Raw genomic sequence first — 17,646 nt, forward strand, 5'->3', positions numbered from 1 at the left:
ACCTGCGTAATGCAACGAAGGAAAAAGGCCGCTCCCGTATGGGGCGGCTTTTCCATGCAAATAGGCGGTTAGGAGCAAATGATTATATTTACCCCCATAATCCCCATCACCCTATGCTGATGTCACTCATCTTTTTGTTATGCCTGGCTATTTTAATCATTGTGATTCTGAACCAGAGCAGGACCTCGGAGAGATTGTCTGAAATCACGGCAGCGCTGGAACGCCTGCGCCGTGAGCTGGACAATAAGGAAGATGTTCAAACCGTACAACGTAAAAGTCCGCCCAAAATTTCACTGGATGCCGGAACCCTGTATGGCGTTCCCTCACAACCTGAACCTCCTGCACCTGAGCCGGTGCAACAACCTGCTCCTCCTCAGCCGGAGCCACACCCTGTAAAAGAAGAGCAGCCCGTATTGGAAACGCAGGAATCGTGGGGTACCATGAAGACTATTTCTGCTGAAGAGATGAAATCCGTCTATGAAGCAGCAGAAGAAAAGGTGCAACAGAAGTTTGAGCCTGCTGAACCAGAAATTTCTTTCTGGGAAAAATTCATGGAAAAGAACCCCGATATCGAGAAGTTCATCGGTGAAAACCTGTTCAATAAAATCGGTATCGCCATTCTCGTTTTAGGTATTGGTTTCTTTCTCAAGTTCGCCATCGATAAAAACTGGATCAACGAAATTGGCCGCACCTTTATTGGTTTCCTGTGCGGCGGTGTGCTGATTGGTCTTGCCCACCGGATGCGCAAATCATTTGCAGCTTTCAGCTCTGTGCTGGTAGGCGGCGGTGTGGCGATCCTGTATATCACCGTAGCTATTGCTTTCCATCAGTATCACCTGATCAGTCAGACGGCAGCGTTCCTGCTTTCCATATTGATTACGGCATTTACGGTATTCCTGGCCATTAGTTACAATAGGGTAGAGCTGGCTGTAGTAGCCATACTGGGAGGCTTTGGCGCACCGTTCATGGTGTCAACAGGCAAGGCCAATCTGCCGATATTCTTCTCATGGTTGCTGATCCTGAACTGTGGTATGCTGGTGCTGGCGTATTTCAAGAAATGGAATATTGTCAATATCATATGCTATGGCATTACCGTATTACTGTTTGGCGGATGGATGATGTCTGGCGCGTTGGAAGAAGAGTTCGTGGATCTGGCTGATGTGCGAACCGCTCTGCTGTTTGCAACGCTGTACTACTTCGTGTTCTTCCTCATGAATGTGATTAACAATGTGCGCAACGGCATGCGTTTCGGTGCATTGGAAATCGGGATATTGCTGAGTAACACCTTCTTATATTATGGTGCGGGGATGGTATTGCTCCATACACTCGGCTGGAACGGCTGGCAGGGCCTTTTCACTGCACTGTTAGCAATATTTAACTGTGTATTTGCATGGTTCCTGTTCCGTAATAGCCGGGCAGACCGTACACTGGTTTACCTGCTCATAGGTCTGGTGCTTACGTTTATGAGTCTTGCCGCACCCGTGCAGCTGGAGGGGAATTATATCACCCTCTTCTGGGCGGCAGAGGCGGTACTGATCTTCTGGCTCTACCGCAAATCCGGGATTGTACAGATGAAGTACGCCTCCATGGCTGTATTGGTGCTCATGCTCATTAGTCTTGTAATGGACTGGGGCCACTTGTATTTCATAGCTCCGGTAAAAGTGCCGGTTATCAATAAAGCTTTCATTACCGGGATAGTAGCCGTGGCGGCAGTGTATCTTCTCTTGCGGCAGGTAAGGAGTATTGCGGAAGATGGAGATCTGTTCCCGGGAGTATCCCGTAAAATGACCGCCCGGGTATTGCAGGTCTTATTTTTAGTATTGTTGTATTGTGTGATAATATTAGAGATCAGCGAGCATATGGGTAATTACCACCGCGGGCTTACTGCGCTGGTAGCGGGTTGCTTCAACTATGCTTACCTGGCTGTACTGTTATGGATTGCCCGCCGCCGGAACGATAAAGGAGCCGGGGTGCTTGTTGTACTGGGCATGCTGGCCGTACTGGCATATCTGGCGTATTACAATCCCGCTGTGATCCAGGTCCGTACGGCGGTGCTGAAAGGTGAGCTGCCAATGTTGGCATTCCTGGCACATTATATACAGGTAGGCTTACTGTGCTGGCTGCTCATTGAAATGAGAAAGGCATTACCAGAGTTTAAGCAGGATGCAATAGAAACTGCCTTCAACTGGTTTCTGCCATTCATGGCGCTTTATCTCCTGAGTGCGGAACTCGATCATATCGCTGTTATCCTCCGCGCGCCTGAGGTGGCATCAGTTACATTGTCAATGATTCACCGTACGGGATATGCATTACTGTGGGGTATTTTTGCATTTGTACTTATGTTTATCGGTATCCGTATCAAGTCGCGCGATTTGCGGATCATGGCCATTGCCGTATTCGGGATCACCCTGCTGAAGCTCTTCCTGTTCGATTTACGGGGCCTGGGTGAAGGCGGTAAGATTGCGGCATTTATTTCTTTAGGTATTCTCTTGCTGCTGATATCGTTCATGTATCAGCGGTTGAAAAAAATAATTCTCACGGATGATCAACCTGTTCAGGAAGAAACGAAGCTGCCTGATTAGCATCGGGCTCATGGCCTGCTTTCCGGCCGCTATAGCACAAAAAGCCCCGGCATTTACCTGGGAGGCGAAACTACCGCGTGTAGATTCTCCCGGCTTCTATCGTATACCCGTAACACCGGCACTCAGCGCAAAAGCTTTCCGTAACGGCGCATGGGATGTAAGGATTTTCGGAGATTCGGCAGAAGTGCCGTATGTGGCATTACAATCGTTTAAGACCATATCTCCGGGCGATTTCAAAGCTTATCCCACCCCGGTGCTGGAATCGCATGCGGGTAAGGAAACAGTTATTGTTTTCGAACAGGAGCCGCATGCCACCATCAGGGAATTCGGATTGCGGTACGCCAATACGGCTGTGCCGAAAAAGGTAGTGCTGACCGGTAGTCCCGACCAGATACAGTGGTATGCCATCCGCCCGCCATTCCTGCTTGATCCTTCTTCCGCCATGCCTGTTCCCGGGAAAGAAACGATCCTCGAAGAAACGATTACGATACCTGCATCCGGGTTCAAATATTATAAACTGGTGATTGATGATTCGGCCAGTGCACCCCTGCAGATCAACTGTATAGGCTTCCGTAGTCAAAAACAGGAGAGGCCTCTGTTGCAGGAAGTGCCCGGTGCGGTAGTGAAATTACTGGCAGGTAAAGACCGGCGGAGCGACCGCTTCCTGATTACCCTGCCACAGCAATATCCGCTGAAAGAACTTTCGCTTTCCATTGCCCGTCCGCAATTATACCATCGTGAAGCTTCGCTGTGGATTCTTGAAAACGGGAAAGAGCAATCTGCCGGCTCACAAACACTGCGTTCCGATGCCGGTGTTAACTCCTTTTCACTGGATGAGGGTATGCTATACGATAGTCTGGTGATGATTGTGGAGAATGGTGATAGTCCGCCGCTGGAGCCAGAGCAGGTAAAGGCCTGGCAAAGCGCCTGGTGCCTGGTGGCCAAACTGGAACCGGGTAATTATAATATGAAAGGAGGTGCGCCCGGCCTGCATACGCCGGAGTATGACGTTACCTACTTCTCCACTGCATACCACCGGCAGGCCGGGAAGGATCTGGTGCCTGGTGATCCTGTGGTAGTAAAGGGCAATGAGGTTGCAGAGGCTTCACCTACTTTTTTCACTACGCGGAACTGGATATGGGCGGGGATTATTATAGTAGTGGGGCTGCTTGCTTTTGTGGTAAGAGGTATGCTTAAAGACATGAAGAAAGAGAAAAACTAGTCTTCAATTAATAGGGATTAGCCTGTAGGAAATGGTATCAACCGTTCGCTACAGGCTTTTTTAATGCCTGAAGCTGAAGTATATTCCCATTCCTCCTGTTTACTTTATAAGTCAGTTATTGTATACATTTAAACCGTACTTTCGTTTAATACAATTGAAATACAGTGAATTAGTATGGTTAAGATATTTTTTAAAAGAAATCAACCGAAAGGCTAGAATGTTTACATAAAAGTAATATATTTGTTTACATAGTCATTCAGCCAAAAGTAAAACGCAAATTCCACCAGAGGCGTCAAGGGGAGACGGGTACGCATCTTATCATTTTCAAATTCGATGACTGATTTTTTGATTTGGACACATGGCCAGACAGGGGATGTTTTTCCTTAACCGGCCGAAGGGGAGGGTTTGCTTAAAGATAGCCTATGATACATCATTAGACATTGAGGAAGCGGCAGCGGCATATTTCTCCGTATGTAACGCTGCGGTTATTCAAAGGAGCATACGGTAATTATTCAATTATTTAATCTTCTATTTCACTGAAGTATGGATCGTACAATTCATATCGGGAAAAAAGCACGTCAGGTGCCGGCCTGCAATTCGGCAGTGTTAAAAGCTGCAGCGCTATGCATTGCAGTGATGAGCATGAGTGCATTGCCCGATGCGGCTAAGGCCCGTCCGGCAGCAGTTACTGCCAGTCCGCTTTATGCTGCCATCGTGGTTAGCGGCACCGTTACTGACGACGAAGGCGCCCCTATGCCGGGCGTAGTTGTTGCCATCACCGGCACCAGCAAAGCAGTAATCACAGACGCATCGGGGGCCTATATTATTAAAGACGTGCCTGAAGGCGCTTCCCTTACCTTTAAGATGGTGGGTTACATAACCCGCCAGGTGCCGGCTAATCAGGCTGTCATCAACATCAAACTGGAGAAAGACATTAAAACCCTCGGGGAAGTAGTGATTACCGACGGTTACCGCAACTTCACTTCTTCTACCAGTACCGGTTCTATCAACACAGTAAATGGTACCTCCCTCGAGAATAAACCCTTCGCTAACTTTGCACAGTCGCTGCAGGGCCAGGTAGCTGGTCTTACCGCACCCATCACCAGCGGCCAGCCCGGTGCCAATATGGATATCCGTATTCGCGGCGTAAGCTCTCTGCAGCTGAGTAACAACCCGCTCATCGTGATCGATGGGATGATTGTGAACTCCGGCCAGCTCACCACCTATTCCACTACCTCCAATGCCCTTGCCGGTCTTAACCAGAACGATATTGAGCGCATCGATGTGCTGAAAGACGCAGCGGCTACAGCGGTATACGGCTCCCGTGGCGCAGCAGGTGTTATCCTTATCACTACTAAACGCGGTAAGTCGGGCAAAACCCAGATCCGTGTAGATGCTGAGGGCGGTGTTTCCAGCCAGATAAAACTGCCGAAAGCAGGGCGCCTGCTGAATGCCGGGCAATACGCGGTTATGTTCCGTGAAGCCCTCACCAATGGTGGCAGTACCCCCACTCAGGTAGAAGATCTCGCCAACAGCTACGGCCTCAACAGCGGTAAGAGTAACGATTGGTACGATCTGATCACTCGCACAGGCAAGCAGCAGCAGTACAACGTAAGCCTTAATGGCGGCGGAGAGAAAACTAAATTCTTCGCTTCTGCGGGCTACTTCGGACAGGAAGCCACCACCATCGGTGCCGATATGAAAAGAATATCAGGCCTGCTCAATCTCGATCATCAGATCAATAAGCGCCTGCAATTATCCGTAGGTCTTAATATCTCTAACGTAGGGCAGAACACGCCTACCACTACCAACTTCTCGTCGAACCCCATCTGGGCTGCGCGCGGCCTCCGCCCGTTCCAGCTGGCGTATAACGACGATGGTTCTATCAACAACTCCACTTCCGGCAATACCAACTTCCCCGGTATTTATAACCCACTCTGGACGACGGAGAACGATAAGCGCTTCCTTTCCATGTTCAAAGCACTGGGTAATGCCAAACTGAGATATAACATCTGGGATAAGCTGTTCTTCACTACCTATGTGAGCGCTGATTATAATACCCTGGAAGAAACGACTTACCTGAACCCCGTGATGGGCGATGGCGGCGGTACCCTTAAAGGACGCAGCCGTAACTATTACTCACGCTTCTTCAACTGGCTTACCCGTAACCAGTTCGATTACAGGTATGATATCGACGCATCCAACGACTTCTATGTAAATGCTTCTGTAGGTTACGAAGCGCAACGTTCGAAAGAGTACAAGATGTCGGCCGATGGTATTGGATTCCCTTCATCACACCCCGGTCTTTCGGCTTTGGGTAACGCAGGTACCCCGCAAGGCGTGTATGCTGATTACAGCAACTATGCATTTGTTTCTACCTACGGTAATGCCAGCGTCAACTATAAAAACAAATACGCACTGAATGCATCGCTCCGCCGCGATGGTTCTTCCCGCTTTGCATCCAATAACCGCTATGCTACCTTCTGGTCGGTGGGCGGTACCTGGAACCTGCATGAAGAGGCTTTCTTCCAAAAGCAGTCTGTCTTCTCCGCACTGAAACTCCGTTCTTCTTACGGTACAACAGGCAATGCCAGTCTGGGTAACTACCAATGGCTGCCGCAGGTAAGCTATGGACAGGGTTCTTCTTACGGCGGTGTGATCGGGCAGGCGTATAACGTGATCGGTAACATCGACCTCACCTGGGAAACTTCCCGTAAGTTCGACGTAGGGGCCGACTTCGGATTTGCCAATAACCGGTTCATGTTCTCTGTAGACTACTATTATAACAATATCGACGGACTGATCCGCAGCGTACCTACTTCGCTGACTACCGGCTTTGGTTCCGTATTGCAGAACGTGGGGGCTATGGCTAACAAAGGATGGGAGTTTATGCTCCGTGGCGATGTGATCCGTACAAAGAACTTCACCTGGAACACTAATATGAATGCCGCTCTCAACCGGAACGAAATCACCAAGCTCCCTGCCAATACCCCCGTGCTGAATGGTAACTTCTATCTGAAAGAAGGTTACAGCTTTAATACATTCTACATGCGTGAGTATGCCGGCGTGGATCCTCAGAATGGTGATCCTTTATACTATACGGATGAAACACATTCCGCTACTACCAATAAGCCGGGCGATGCGAAGATGATTCCGCTTGACCGTCTTTCTGTTCCGAAAGCCACCGGTGGTTTCAATAATATGTTCACGTACAAGGGAATTTCACTCGGGATAGATTTCAACTTCAGCCTGGGTTATTACATCCTCAGCTCGCAGGACGTGTACTTCACACTGGGTAACTATTATATCAATAACAAATACCAGTACATCTACGACAACCGGTGGACTACTCCCGGTCAGATCACCGATGTGCCGAAGTTCACCACCAAGTCGGACCTTACAGTGAGTACTTACCGTCTCTACAAAGGCGATCACATCCGCCTGAAGAATATCCAGCTGGGGTATGATTTCAATAACCTGGCGTTCGTGAAAAGACTGGGTGTTTCCAAACTGGCGCTGTACGGAAGGGCTACCAACCTCTTCACCAAAACCTTCGACAAGCGCCTGCCGTTTGATCCGGAAGTTTCTTACAGCGGTCTGGACTCGCAGGATATGTTCCAGTACAAAACGTTTACTATCGGCATTAACGTGGGACTTTAAAAACACTGACACATGAAGAAAAGACAAGCATATATCGCCATATTAACTGCCGCAACGTTTGCAGCGGCATCCTGCGGGAAGAGCTTCCTGGACGAAGAGCCTTCCACGAGCGTGTCTGTAGGTAACGCCATTGTTTCCGAAGGCAGCATGCTGGAAGCTATGAATGGTGCGTACCGCAATATGACAGGTTCCCTGTATTTCGGACGCAACGTTCCCCTGTTCGGGGATCTGCTGGCGGATAACGTATATCTCTCCAGCCAGAATTCCGGCCGCCTAATACCTATGAACAATTATACGTTCGTGGGTTCTTCCGCTGAAGCAGCCAATATCTGGTCGTCGGCCTATTTCGTTATCCAGCAGACTAACCGTGTTATCAACACAAACCTGACTGCCACCAGTAATGTAAACCACATGCTGGGCGAAGCTTATGCATTACGTGCGCTGAATTACTTCTACCTGGTGAACCTCTATGCTACACCTTACGCTGTAAATCCTGAGGCGAATGGTGTGCCTGTGGTTACATTGCCTACCAGCGTGGGTGGCTCACTCATAAAGCCAGCCCGCAACAAGGTGAAGGAAGTGTATGCGCAGATTATTTCCGATCTGGACAAGGCATTCGATCTGATGCCGGCTGCCGGAATGTCGATCCATCCTTACAATACTAACTTCCTGTCTAAATACGCCGCAAAGGCGCTTCAGGCCCGCGCTTATCTCTATATGGGTGATTACGCCAAAGCACGGGATGCAGCGAAAAAGGTGGTGGACGAAGGCGGTTATACACTCGCAGCTACCGAAGCGGCTTTCACTGCCTACTGGGCATCGAACGTTATGCGGACAGACAAGCAGGAGACGCTTTTTGAATTGAATAATAATGCCGCTGCCAATGCGGGTGTGGAAGGGCTGGACGCAATCTACTCTTCTAAAAGTCTTGGTGATATGCTGGCAACCGATGAGCTGTATGATCTATATACTGCCACTGACCGCCGCCGCAGCCTGATCGTAGATGCAGCACGCGGAACCAATACCGTTCATTACGTGAATAAATATCAGAATGTGGCTAATGCCGACCGTGATGAGATCAAGATGCTGCGTTATGCAGAGGTGCTGCTCATCCTTGCAGAGTCGGAAGCGCGCCTCAATAACACCGCTGAAGGACTGAAATACCTCAACATGGTAGCCCAAAACCGCGACCCGAACCTGACAGCGTATACTTACACGGGTCAGGCACTCGTAGATGCGGTAATCGTGGAGCGCCGGAAGGAGCTGGCTTTCGAAGGGCTCCGCCTGTTCGATCTCTTCCGGATGAATGTTACCTTTAACAGGCCCAATATGGGCGCAAAGGCACACTCGTCTTATGTGGAAGTGAAAACAACCGACTTCAGAAGATTGCAGCCCATTCCAGAAACGGAATTAGCCGCTAATCCGAATATGGCGAAAAACCTGGGATATTAAGAAAAGCACTGTAGTTTTTACCGGTTCCCCGTGGGCACAAGCTCCGGGGAATCCGGCTTTACATATCAGAAGAGAGATGGTACAGCAAATGCATATGAAAGTGAAAAAAGGAATTGTTCTATGGGCGTTACTGAACTTCGTTTCAGTGGCAGTTTTCTCACAGGCTTATCCGGCTGTGGTGGGGGATAAGTATGTAAACCGGCAACCGGCTGCGCGTGCTAAGCTCGGTAAGTCGGTGGAAGTGGTAAGTGGTACCGGAAAGGATAAGCTGGTGGGGTGGAAGAAAGGCGTTAATGCTGATGCTTCTGCCGCTCCGGACCTCATCTTTACCATTAAAGTACCTGCTGCCGGATTCTATGAATTGTCTACCGAAGCAATTCCTGTTGCGGAAGGCGCTACCGGCCCGGAGCATGTAAAGATTCAGATTGGTAACCGCCGTCCTACAAAACGTATCCTGTTCGATAGTTACCATGGCGGCCATCAGGTTGCCGGTAAATTCGAGATGGAAGCAAAGGAAGAGCAGGTGAAGATATGGCTCCCGCAGGGTATGCGCCTCCGCTATATCGAATGGAAGAATGCCAACGATCCTGCCATTCCTGAAAAGGCGCAGCGGTATACTCCTGCTATCAAGCCTCCCGCCAGCCATCCCCGCATATGGACAACGCCGCAAACTTTACCTGCCATTAAAGCCAGGCTTACACAGGGTGAGAATAAAGCAGCATGGGATAAGGTGCGTGCCTCGGCCATCGTGCCCTTCCGCTTCGACTTTAATCCACAGGAAGAAATTTTTTACCGGGAAGATGTGGAGAAGGCGGTAGAGACAAAAGCCTTTTATTACCTGATGACCGGTGATAAAACCGTAGGCCGCGAAGCGTCTAAGCTGATGCGCGACTACCTTTCCGTCCTGGAATTCGGGAACGTCACCTACGGCGATATTACCCGTGAAATAGGCCGGTCTATTTATGTAGCGGCACTGGTATACGACTGGTGCTATGATCTACTTTCTGAAAGCGAGCTGGCCGATCTTCGTCATCATATGCTGCGCCTTGCGCGGGATATGGAAATAGGGTGGCCGCCCTTTATGGATAGCATCATCAATGGGCATGGTAACGAAGCGCAGGTGAGCCGCGATCTGCTGGCCATGTCTATAGCCCTGTACGACGAAGATCCTTTACCCTACAAATACACCGCCTATACGGTGCTGGAAGAGCTGGTGCCCATGCGGAAGTTTGAATATGAATCGCCCCGCCACAACCAGGGTGTGGATTATGGCGCTTACCGCCTGGGATGGGAGATGCATGCCGTATGGCTGTTCTACCGCATGACCGGGCATCCTGTATTCGATGATAACATAAAGCATCTGCCTTACTACTGGCTCTATATGCGCCTGCCCGACGGTTACATGCTCCGCGATGGAGACATGTTTTCCGTTAAAGGAGGTACCAATGCGCCCTTGTATTGGAAGCAGCCCATGCAGATGCTGCTGAGTTACGCTTATGCGAATGACCCGTTGCTGAAAGGGGAATTCCAGCGTCAGGGCGGACTGCCGGATAATCCTGTATTGTTTTTACTGGTGAACGATCCTGCACTTCCTGCAGACCATGACTTGTCGAAGCTCCCGCAAACCATGGACTTCGGCAAAGTGCTCGGTGGTGTGGTAGCCCGTACAGGCTGGAATAATAAACCGGAGAGCAAGGATGTAATTGCAGAGATCAAGGGCGGCGGGTATCATTTTGCCAACCATCAGCATGCCGACGCCGGTGCGCTGCAGATATATCACCACGGCATACAGGTGGGGGATATCGGGTTGTATCTATCCTACGGCCCTCCGTACGATTTCAATTTTAATAAAAGATCTATTGCGCACAGCATGATGCTGGCAGTAGATCCGAATGAGAAGCTTCGCTTCCGTACAAAGCTACAGGATGGCGGTACGCGTTTCAATCAACGGTTCCCGCAGAGCAAGGAAGAAACTACAACCGATCCATGGTTCGATTACGGGAAGGTGATGGCTGCGGATTTTGGTCCTTCTAAACAGAAGCCTGCATTCAGTTATTTCAAAGCCGACCTTACGGGAGCGTATTCATCTAAGATGGCACAGTATTCCCGTGGGTTTATGTTCCTGAATCTTTTCCGGGACGATGTGCCTGCCGTTATCATCCTGACCGATGATATGACAACAGCTGATCCGGCATTTAAAAAATACTGGCAGATCAATACACTGAATAAACCTCAGACGGATAGCGATCGCTGGGTGCTGCACAATTCCCTGAATGGACAGGAAGGTAAAACACATGTGCAGATGCTGCTCCCTGCTGCCGGTGACCGTAAGCTGGAGGTGCTCGGCGGCCCGGATGCCAACAGTACATTTGGTACCCGCTTCGAAGTGAAGTCTGCCAAGCCGGAGGCAAGTGCATTCCGGATGATGGTGACACCTGATAAGGCCAATGCCCGCGACCGCTTCCTGACGGTATTCCAAATGGCGGAAGGGGATGCCAAACCATTGCCGGTGAGTTTCCGGGAGAATGGAGGTGTTTACCAGATCAGGGTGGCCGACCGTATTGTTTGTATGAGTGCAGGAGCTGAATTTGCGCAGGAAGCATTTACCATAGAGGTTCCTGCAGGTGCATCCTGGCAGGTGGTGCTTGCAGGATTGAAGCCAGGCTTCTGGAACATCCGGCAGGAGGGAGACCAGTTGAAATTTAATACCAATGTAGTAGATGGTAAGAATACAGTGCATTTCACAGCCGGTGCAGGGAAGTATACTGTTACTCCCGGAAGAGTGTATGGAGCGAAGGATGTAGAGTAAGAATTTACCTGTTGAAGATATAAAGCCCGGTTGCTGTGAAGCGCCGGGCTTTTTTATATTCAGGATTTCCAAAGTTCGTATTCAATAGTTACTACATCAGGAATCACAGTAATGGAATCTTACCATTACGCAGGCATTATCAATGTGCCTCCCGGCAATTGTTGCACGAATGAGCAATGCTCCAACTTTATTTCCATGTGATAGGGAGGTCCTTAAATTCAATATCCACATTTAACGGTTTGTTATAAAGGAAATTGATAGGTACCAGCTTGAGTATTTTTACGGAAGGTAAGACCTTTGTAAAGGTAACAGTAGATTTCATAGGGGTGTCCGTATAAAGTGTATTTCTCGTTCCTTCACTGCCAATTGAATGATCGGAACCTTTATATTCATTGCCTTCTACATCAATAGCCCGGGTATTATAATATTGAATGGCTTCATTCGCATTATGATTTACAAACGTCATAACCAATGTAACTGTTTGATCTTTCGTATTTCCCTCCACTTTGATAATATTGAAATCAATATTGGCTGCGGAAGCAGTTTTGACTGGGGTGGTTATTTTTAAAGCATTTTTAAGGTATTCATTTTCTTTTTTTATTTCATCACATCCCTGTTGTGCATACAATGATTGCTGAATAAGGAAGGAAGATGAAAATACCAGATAGAATATAACAGAAGTTTTCATAAGCTGTAAAATTGAGTTAAGGAATGAGGTTTAATCAAATATAAGCAATATTGGATCAGGCTGGCATGCTGCAGAGTGGATGCAGGGAGCAACGGTAAGATAGAGGTACAGCAACAGTGTGGTTAAAGTAAGGGTGCATGCCTTGCCCGGGAGATATTTGGAAATAACAAATGAAAAGGCAGGGAAGCATTAAACATATTGATTATCAATCTGATTAATCTTAACTTTAGTTACAAAGTACCTGTTATGCTTAAACGGAAAAGGCAATGTAAGTATCTTATAAAAAGGCGGCGTAAGGTGAGAAGCAGCTTATCTGCCTTTGCCCGCTCCGGAGATCAGCAGGAATTACATAAACTGCGTGTTGAGCTGAAGAGAATAAAGGCTTTCATAAAATTGGTACAGCTATACAGGGGTAGGAAACAGGTTACCATACACTTGCGCTCAATCAGGGAATTATTCCATCACGCAGGTATTATCAGAGAAGCAGATCTTAACCTGCAAATGATGAAACAGTTTCATATCAGTCAGCCTGCTGTTAAAGCCAGGGCCGGGCTTATACTCCGGCAGGAGCCGGGAAAGTTCCAATCCCATGTATCTCATTATGATGAAATCATAAAGGATATGGTAAGATCGCTTCAGAAGCTTTTGCGCCCTTTGCGGGACAGGAAGCTAACAGGTTGGGTGAACCGGCAATTAAAAAAGATTGCGGCAGTTGTAACAATAGTGCAGACAGACCAGCTTCATTCAGCCAGAAAGAGAATAAAGAATCTGCGATATATATATGAGATATGTTCTAATCGCCTGAAGGCCAGGTTAGCGCTAAATGCTGACTATCTGGACCAGTTGCAGGATCTTATAGGTAAATGGCATGATGCGGATGTAGCGGTCAGGTTGCTGGATGCACACAATACAGAAAATAAGAAAGGTCTTGACAAGTTACGGGCACAGCGTGATCAAACTGGTGCGGCTATTTTCGATACCAGCCAGGATTTTTGGTGTAAGGTAACAGGCTGAGTGCCCTTCTTCATATTTGAAACGCAGTCGTAGTCCGATGAAAGTATAAGTAAAAAAGCTGGCTTTTGATTCGTGGGGCTTTTTCAACAGGAGGAAGTTGGTGGACGGTGCTATGTGGGGAATAATTAAGGGAATAAAAAAGAGCTGACAAAATTGACAGCTCTTTTTTATGGTACCGCGTACGGGAGTCGAACCCGTCATTCCTCCGTGAAAGGGAGGCGTCTTAGCCGATTGACCAACGCGGCATTTCCCGTTTGGGATTGCAAAGGTAATCCCCATTTTGATAATTCCAAAATAAATTTGTGTAAAGTAAATATCTATTGATTAATCCCCGTTAACCTTGTAATTTCGCTACTCAATTTTTCATCTACAAACTACAGTGTAAAATGGGAACTTCTCTTAAAATTGGTATTAATGGTTTCGGTCGCATCGGCCGCCTGGTATTCCGCCAGATTTACAATATGCCCGGCATCGACGTGGTTGCGATCAACGACCTGACCAGCCCCGCGGTATTAGCTCATTTGCTGAAATATGATTCTGCACAAGGCAGATTTGGACAGGATGTGAAGCACACCGACAACGCGATCGTTGTAAACGGCGAAGAAGTGAAGATTTATGCTCAGAAGGATCCCTCCCAAATTCCCTGGAAAAACCACGATATCGATGTGGTAATCGAGTGCACCGGCTTCTTCACAGATAAAGCCAAAGCAGAAGCACACATCACTGCAGGCGCTAAGCGTGTGGTAATCTCCGCTCCTGCTACCGGTGATCTCAAAACCGTTGTATTCAACGTAAACCACGATATCCTTGATGGCAGCGAAACCGTAATCTCCTGCGCTTCCTGCACCACCAACTGCCTCGCCCCCATGGCGAAAGTGATGAACGACCAGTTCGGTATCGTTACAGGCCTGATGACCACCATCCACGCCTACACCAACGATCAGAACACGCTCGACGCACCGCACCCGAAAGGCGACCTCCGCCGCGCCCGTGCCGCAGCCGCCAACATCGTGCCTAACAGCACCGGCGCTGCTAAAGCCATCGGCCTGGTTCTGCCTGAGCTGAAAGGTAAACTTGATGGTAACGCTCAGCGCGTTCCCACCATCACCGGTTCCCTCACCGAACTCACCACCATCCTTAACAAGAAGGTGACTGCAGAAGAAATCAATGCCGCCATGAAAGCAGCTTCCAACGAATCTTTCGGTTACACCGAAGACGAAATCGTTAGCTCCGACATCATCGGCATCCACTTCGGTTCCCTGTTCGACGCAACACAGACCAAAGTGATGACGCAGGGCGACGTTCAAATCGTGAAAACCGTTTCCTGGTACGATAACGAAATGTCTTACGTTTCCCAGCTCGTACGCACCGTGAAACACTTCGCAGGCCTGATCTCCAAATAATCAAGCCAACGAACATATCAGCCAACCCTCCGCATCATGCTGCATTCCAGCCTGTGCGGAGGGTTTTTTGTCTTACTCTCCTAAAACTCACCCAACATGAGCCAATTCTCCCAGCATAATTTTAAAGGCCAGAAAGCCCTGGTACGCGTAGATTTCAATGTGCCCCTCAATGATCAGCGCGAAATTACCGACGATACCCGTATGCAGGCCGCCGTACCCACCATTAAGAAAATACTGGCAGATGGTGGCGCCGTGATCCTCATGAGCCACTTCGGCCGCCCGAAAGATGGTCCCACCGAGAAATATTCCCTCCGCCACCTCGTAAACCGCCTCATCAAGCTCCTCGACGGCACTACCGTGAAATTCTCGGAAGACTGCATCGGCGAAGCTGCTGAAACCGCGGCTGATAACCTCCAGATGGGTGAAGTGCTCCTGCTGGAAAACCTCCGCTTCCATAAAGAAGAGGAGAAAGGCGACAAAGCTTTCGCAGAAAAACTCTCCAAACTGGGCAGTGTTTATGTAAACGATGCTTTCGGCACCGCGCACCGCGCCCACGCCTCTACGGCCGTGATCGCTGAGTTCTTCCCTAAAGATAAAAAGATGTTCGGCCTCCTCATGGAAGCAGAAACCGCCAGCGCAGAAAAGGTGCTCCACAGCGCGGAGAAACCCTTTACCGCCATCCTCGGAGGCGCTAAGGTGTCTGACAAAATCCTCATCATTGAAAACCTGATGTCCAAAGCCAATAACATCATCATTGGCGGCGGTATGGCATATACTTTCCTGAAAGCCCAGGGTAAAGAGATCGGTAATTCCCTCGTGGAAAATGATAAGCTCGATCTGGCAAACGAACTGCTCGCCAAAGCCAAATCTCTCGGCGTACAGCTCCTCATTCCTGAAGATTCCATCGCGGCAGATAAATTCGCTCCCGATGCCAATACCCAGGAAGTGTCTAACGACAATATCCCCGCCGGCTGGATGGGCCTGGATATCGGAAAGAAATCCATTGCGCAGTTCAGCGAAGTGATCGCCAACAGCAAAACCATCCTCTGGAACGGTCCTATGGGTGTTTTTGAAATGCCTGCTTTCCAGGGTGGAACCAAGGCAGTGGCTGATGCTATCGTAAAAGCTACTGAAAAGGGTGCTTTCTCCCTCGTTGGTGGTGGAGACTCTGTTGCGGCAGTGAACCAGTTCGGCCTGGCCGATAAGGTGAGCTATGTATCCACCGGTGGTGGTGCTATGCTGGAGTTCTTCGAAGGTAAAGAGCTGCCCGGTATTGCGGCGGTTAGAAAATAGTAAGGTTTATAAACCATAAAAAAGCCCGGCAGGAGTTATCCATGCCGGGCTTTTTCGTTTACGGGATGCTTATTTACCGCTCATTTCCGCAAAAAACTTGTGGAAGTAAGGGATGGTTTCGATGCCTTTATAATAGTTATCGAGCCCGTATTTCTCGTTAGGAGAGTGCAGATTGTCACTGTCGAGGCCAAAACCCATGAGTACTGTTTTCAGTCCGAGGGTTTTCTCGAACAGTGCTACGATGGGGATGGAACCGCCGCCACGTACCGGGATGGGCATTTTGCCGAAGGTGGAGTTGATGGCTTCGCAGGCAGCTTTGAATGCCACATGGTCGGTAGGCGTAACATAAGGAGCGCCGCCATGGTGGGGCGTTACCTTCACTTTAACGGATGCCGGGGCAATTGATTCAAAGTGTTTGGCGAACAGGTTGGAGATAGTTTCCCAGTCCTGGTTAGGTACGAGGCGCATGGAGATCTTCGCAAAAGCCTTGGAAGGCAGTACGGTTTTAGCTCCTTCGCCGGTGTAACCACCCCAGATGCCATTTACTTCGCAGGTAGGGCGGGTGCCGGTGCGCTCGAAAGTGGAATATCCTTTCTCGCCCCAGAGTTCGTTAACGCCGAGGTCCTCTTTATATTCCGCTTCGTCGTACGGCGCGCTGTTAAGTGCGGTACGTTCTGATTCGGAGAGTACCACCACGTCGTCATAGAAGCCGGGGATGGTGATGTGGTTATTTTCGTCGTGGAGGGAGGCGATCATTTTGGCGAGGATGGTGGCAGGGTTAGCCACTGCGCCGCCATAAACACCGGAGTGCAGATCGCGGTTAGGGCCGGTTACTTCCACTTCCATATAGGCCAGGCCGCGCAGCCCTGTGTCGAGAGAAGGCGTGTCAAGGCTGATCATGGCGGTGTCGGAGATCAGTACCACGTCCGATTTCAGGCGGTCTTTATTTTCGGTGAGGAATTTACCCAGGTTGCCGGAGCCTACTTCTTCTTCGCCTTCGATCATGAATTTCACGTTGCAGGGAAGGGTATTGGTGCGGAACATGGTTTCAAATGCCTTCACATGCATGTAAAACTGTCCTTTATCGTCGGCAGAGCCGCGGGCATAAATCTTACCGTCTTTGATCACAGGTTCAAACGGAGGGCTGTCCCACAGGTTGAGGGGATCGGCCGGCTGCACGTCATAGTGGCCATAAACCAGTACGGTAGGGAGCTTGGGGTCAATGATCTTTTCACCGTAAACAATAGGATGACCGGCAGTTGGGCATACCTCTACGTTATCAGCACCGGCTTCGATGAGCCTTTGCTTTACGGCTTCGGCACAGCGTTTCGTATCATCATTATGGCGGGAGTCCGCACTAACGGAGGGGATCCTCAACAGTTCCAGCAACTCGTTCAGGAAACGGTCTTTGTGCTGGGCCTGGTAATCTTTCCAAACTTGCATTTTTGAGCTATTAAACGTTCACAATGGACGCAATTTAAAGGAAATAGGCAGACGGCCCGTTTCCGTGGCAGGAAAAATGA

10 protein-coding genes and 1 tRNA gene are annotated in these 17,646 nt (G+C 49.2%); 8 read left to right on the forward strand and 3 right to left on the reverse strand.

From position 1 onward, the window contains the following. Positions 1 to 113: 113 nt before the first annotated feature. From DEV76_RS23250 to DEV76_RS23270, 5 genes are all read left to right on the forward strand, one after another. The gene (locus tag DEV76_RS23250; RefSeq protein WP_157963069.1) at positions 114 to 2,582 is read left to right on the forward strand and encodes a DUF2339 domain-containing protein; all 2,469 of its coding nucleotides are present in this window, start codon (positions 114 to 116) and stop codon (positions 2,580 to 2,582) included. Further along, positions 2,542 to 3,804 carry a hypothetical protein gene (locus DEV76_RS23255; protein ID WP_109700350.1) on the forward strand — a complete coding sequence of 421 codons (1,263 nt, stop codon included), beginning with the start codon at positions 2,542 to 2,544 and terminating at the stop codon, positions 3,802 to 3,804. The genes DEV76_RS23250 and DEV76_RS23255 overlap by 41 nt, the downstream gene beginning before the upstream one ends. Positions 3,805 to 4,347: 543 nt before the next feature. Continuing rightward, the gene (locus tag DEV76_RS23260; protein ID WP_109700351.1) at positions 4,348 to 7,464 is read left to right on the forward strand and encodes a SusC/RagA family TonB-linked outer membrane protein; all 3,117 of its coding nucleotides are present in this window, start codon (positions 4,348 to 4,350) and stop codon (positions 7,462 to 7,464) included. A 12-nt stretch (positions 7,465 to 7,476) separates the two neighbouring features. Continuing rightward, complete coding sequence (locus DEV76_RS23265; RefSeq protein WP_109700352.1) at positions 7,477 to 8,916, forward strand: RagB/SusD family nutrient uptake outer membrane protein; 1,440 nt, start codon at positions 7,477 to 7,479, stop codon at positions 8,914 to 8,916. A 94-nt stretch (positions 8,917 to 9,010) separates the two neighbouring features. Beyond that, positions 9,011 to 11,725, forward strand: a complete 2,715-nt coding sequence (locus DEV76_RS23270; protein ID WP_157963072.1) for a hypothetical protein — start codon at positions 9,011 to 9,013, stop codon at positions 11,723 to 11,725. 187 nt (positions 11,726 to 11,912) lie between these two features. Here DEV76_RS23270 and DEV76_RS23275 read toward each other — a convergent pair whose 3' ends face one another. Beyond that, entirely contained in the window at positions 11,913 to 12,413 is a 501-nt protein-coding gene (locus tag DEV76_RS23275; RefSeq protein ID WP_109700354.1) for a hypothetical protein, read from the reverse strand. 246 nt (positions 12,414 to 12,659) lie between these two features. Between DEV76_RS23275 and DEV76_RS23280 the strand changes: the two genes are divergently transcribed. Further along, on the forward strand, positions 12,660 to 13,427 hold the full coding sequence (locus DEV76_RS23280; RefSeq protein WP_198652192.1) for a CHAD domain-containing protein: 768 nt from the start codon (positions 12,660 to 12,662) through the stop codon (positions 13,425 to 13,427). Positions 13,428 to 13,597: 170 nt separating this feature from the next. On the opposite strand, the gene DEV76_RS23285 is transcribed toward DEV76_RS23280, so the two are convergent. Then, a tRNA-Glu gene (locus tag DEV76_RS23285) sits at positions 13,598 to 13,672 on the reverse strand. 141 nt (positions 13,673 to 13,813) lie between these two features. On the opposite strand from DEV76_RS23285, the gene gap reads away from it, so the two are divergent. Together gap and DEV76_RS23295 are read left to right on the forward strand one after the other, a co-directional pair. Then, positions 13,814 to 14,830 (forward strand): type I glyceraldehyde-3-phosphate dehydrogenase, encoded by a 1,017-nt coding sequence (gap, locus tag DEV76_RS23290; protein ID WP_109700356.1) that lies wholly within the window; start codon positions 13,814 to 13,816, stop codon positions 14,828 to 14,830. Positions 14,831 to 14,926: 96 nt separating this feature from the next. Beyond that, positions 14,927 to 16,123, forward strand: coding sequence for a phosphoglycerate kinase (locus DEV76_RS23295; RefSeq protein ID WP_109700357.1), 1,197 nt, complete (start codon positions 14,927 to 14,929; stop codon positions 16,121 to 16,123). A gap of 69 nt (positions 16,124 to 16,192) precedes the next feature. On the opposite strand, the gene DEV76_RS23300 is transcribed toward DEV76_RS23295, so the two are convergent. After that, positions 16,193 to 17,566, reverse strand: a complete 1,374-nt coding sequence (locus DEV76_RS23300) for a dipeptidase (RefSeq protein WP_109700358.1) — start codon at positions 17,564 to 17,566, stop codon at positions 16,193 to 16,195. Positions 17,567 to 17,646 lie beyond the last annotated feature (80 nt).

The organism is Chitinophaga deserti (assembly GCF_003149455.1).
GTDB lineage: Bacteria > Bacteroidota > Bacteroidia > Chitinophagales > Chitinophagaceae > Chitinophaga > Chitinophaga deserti.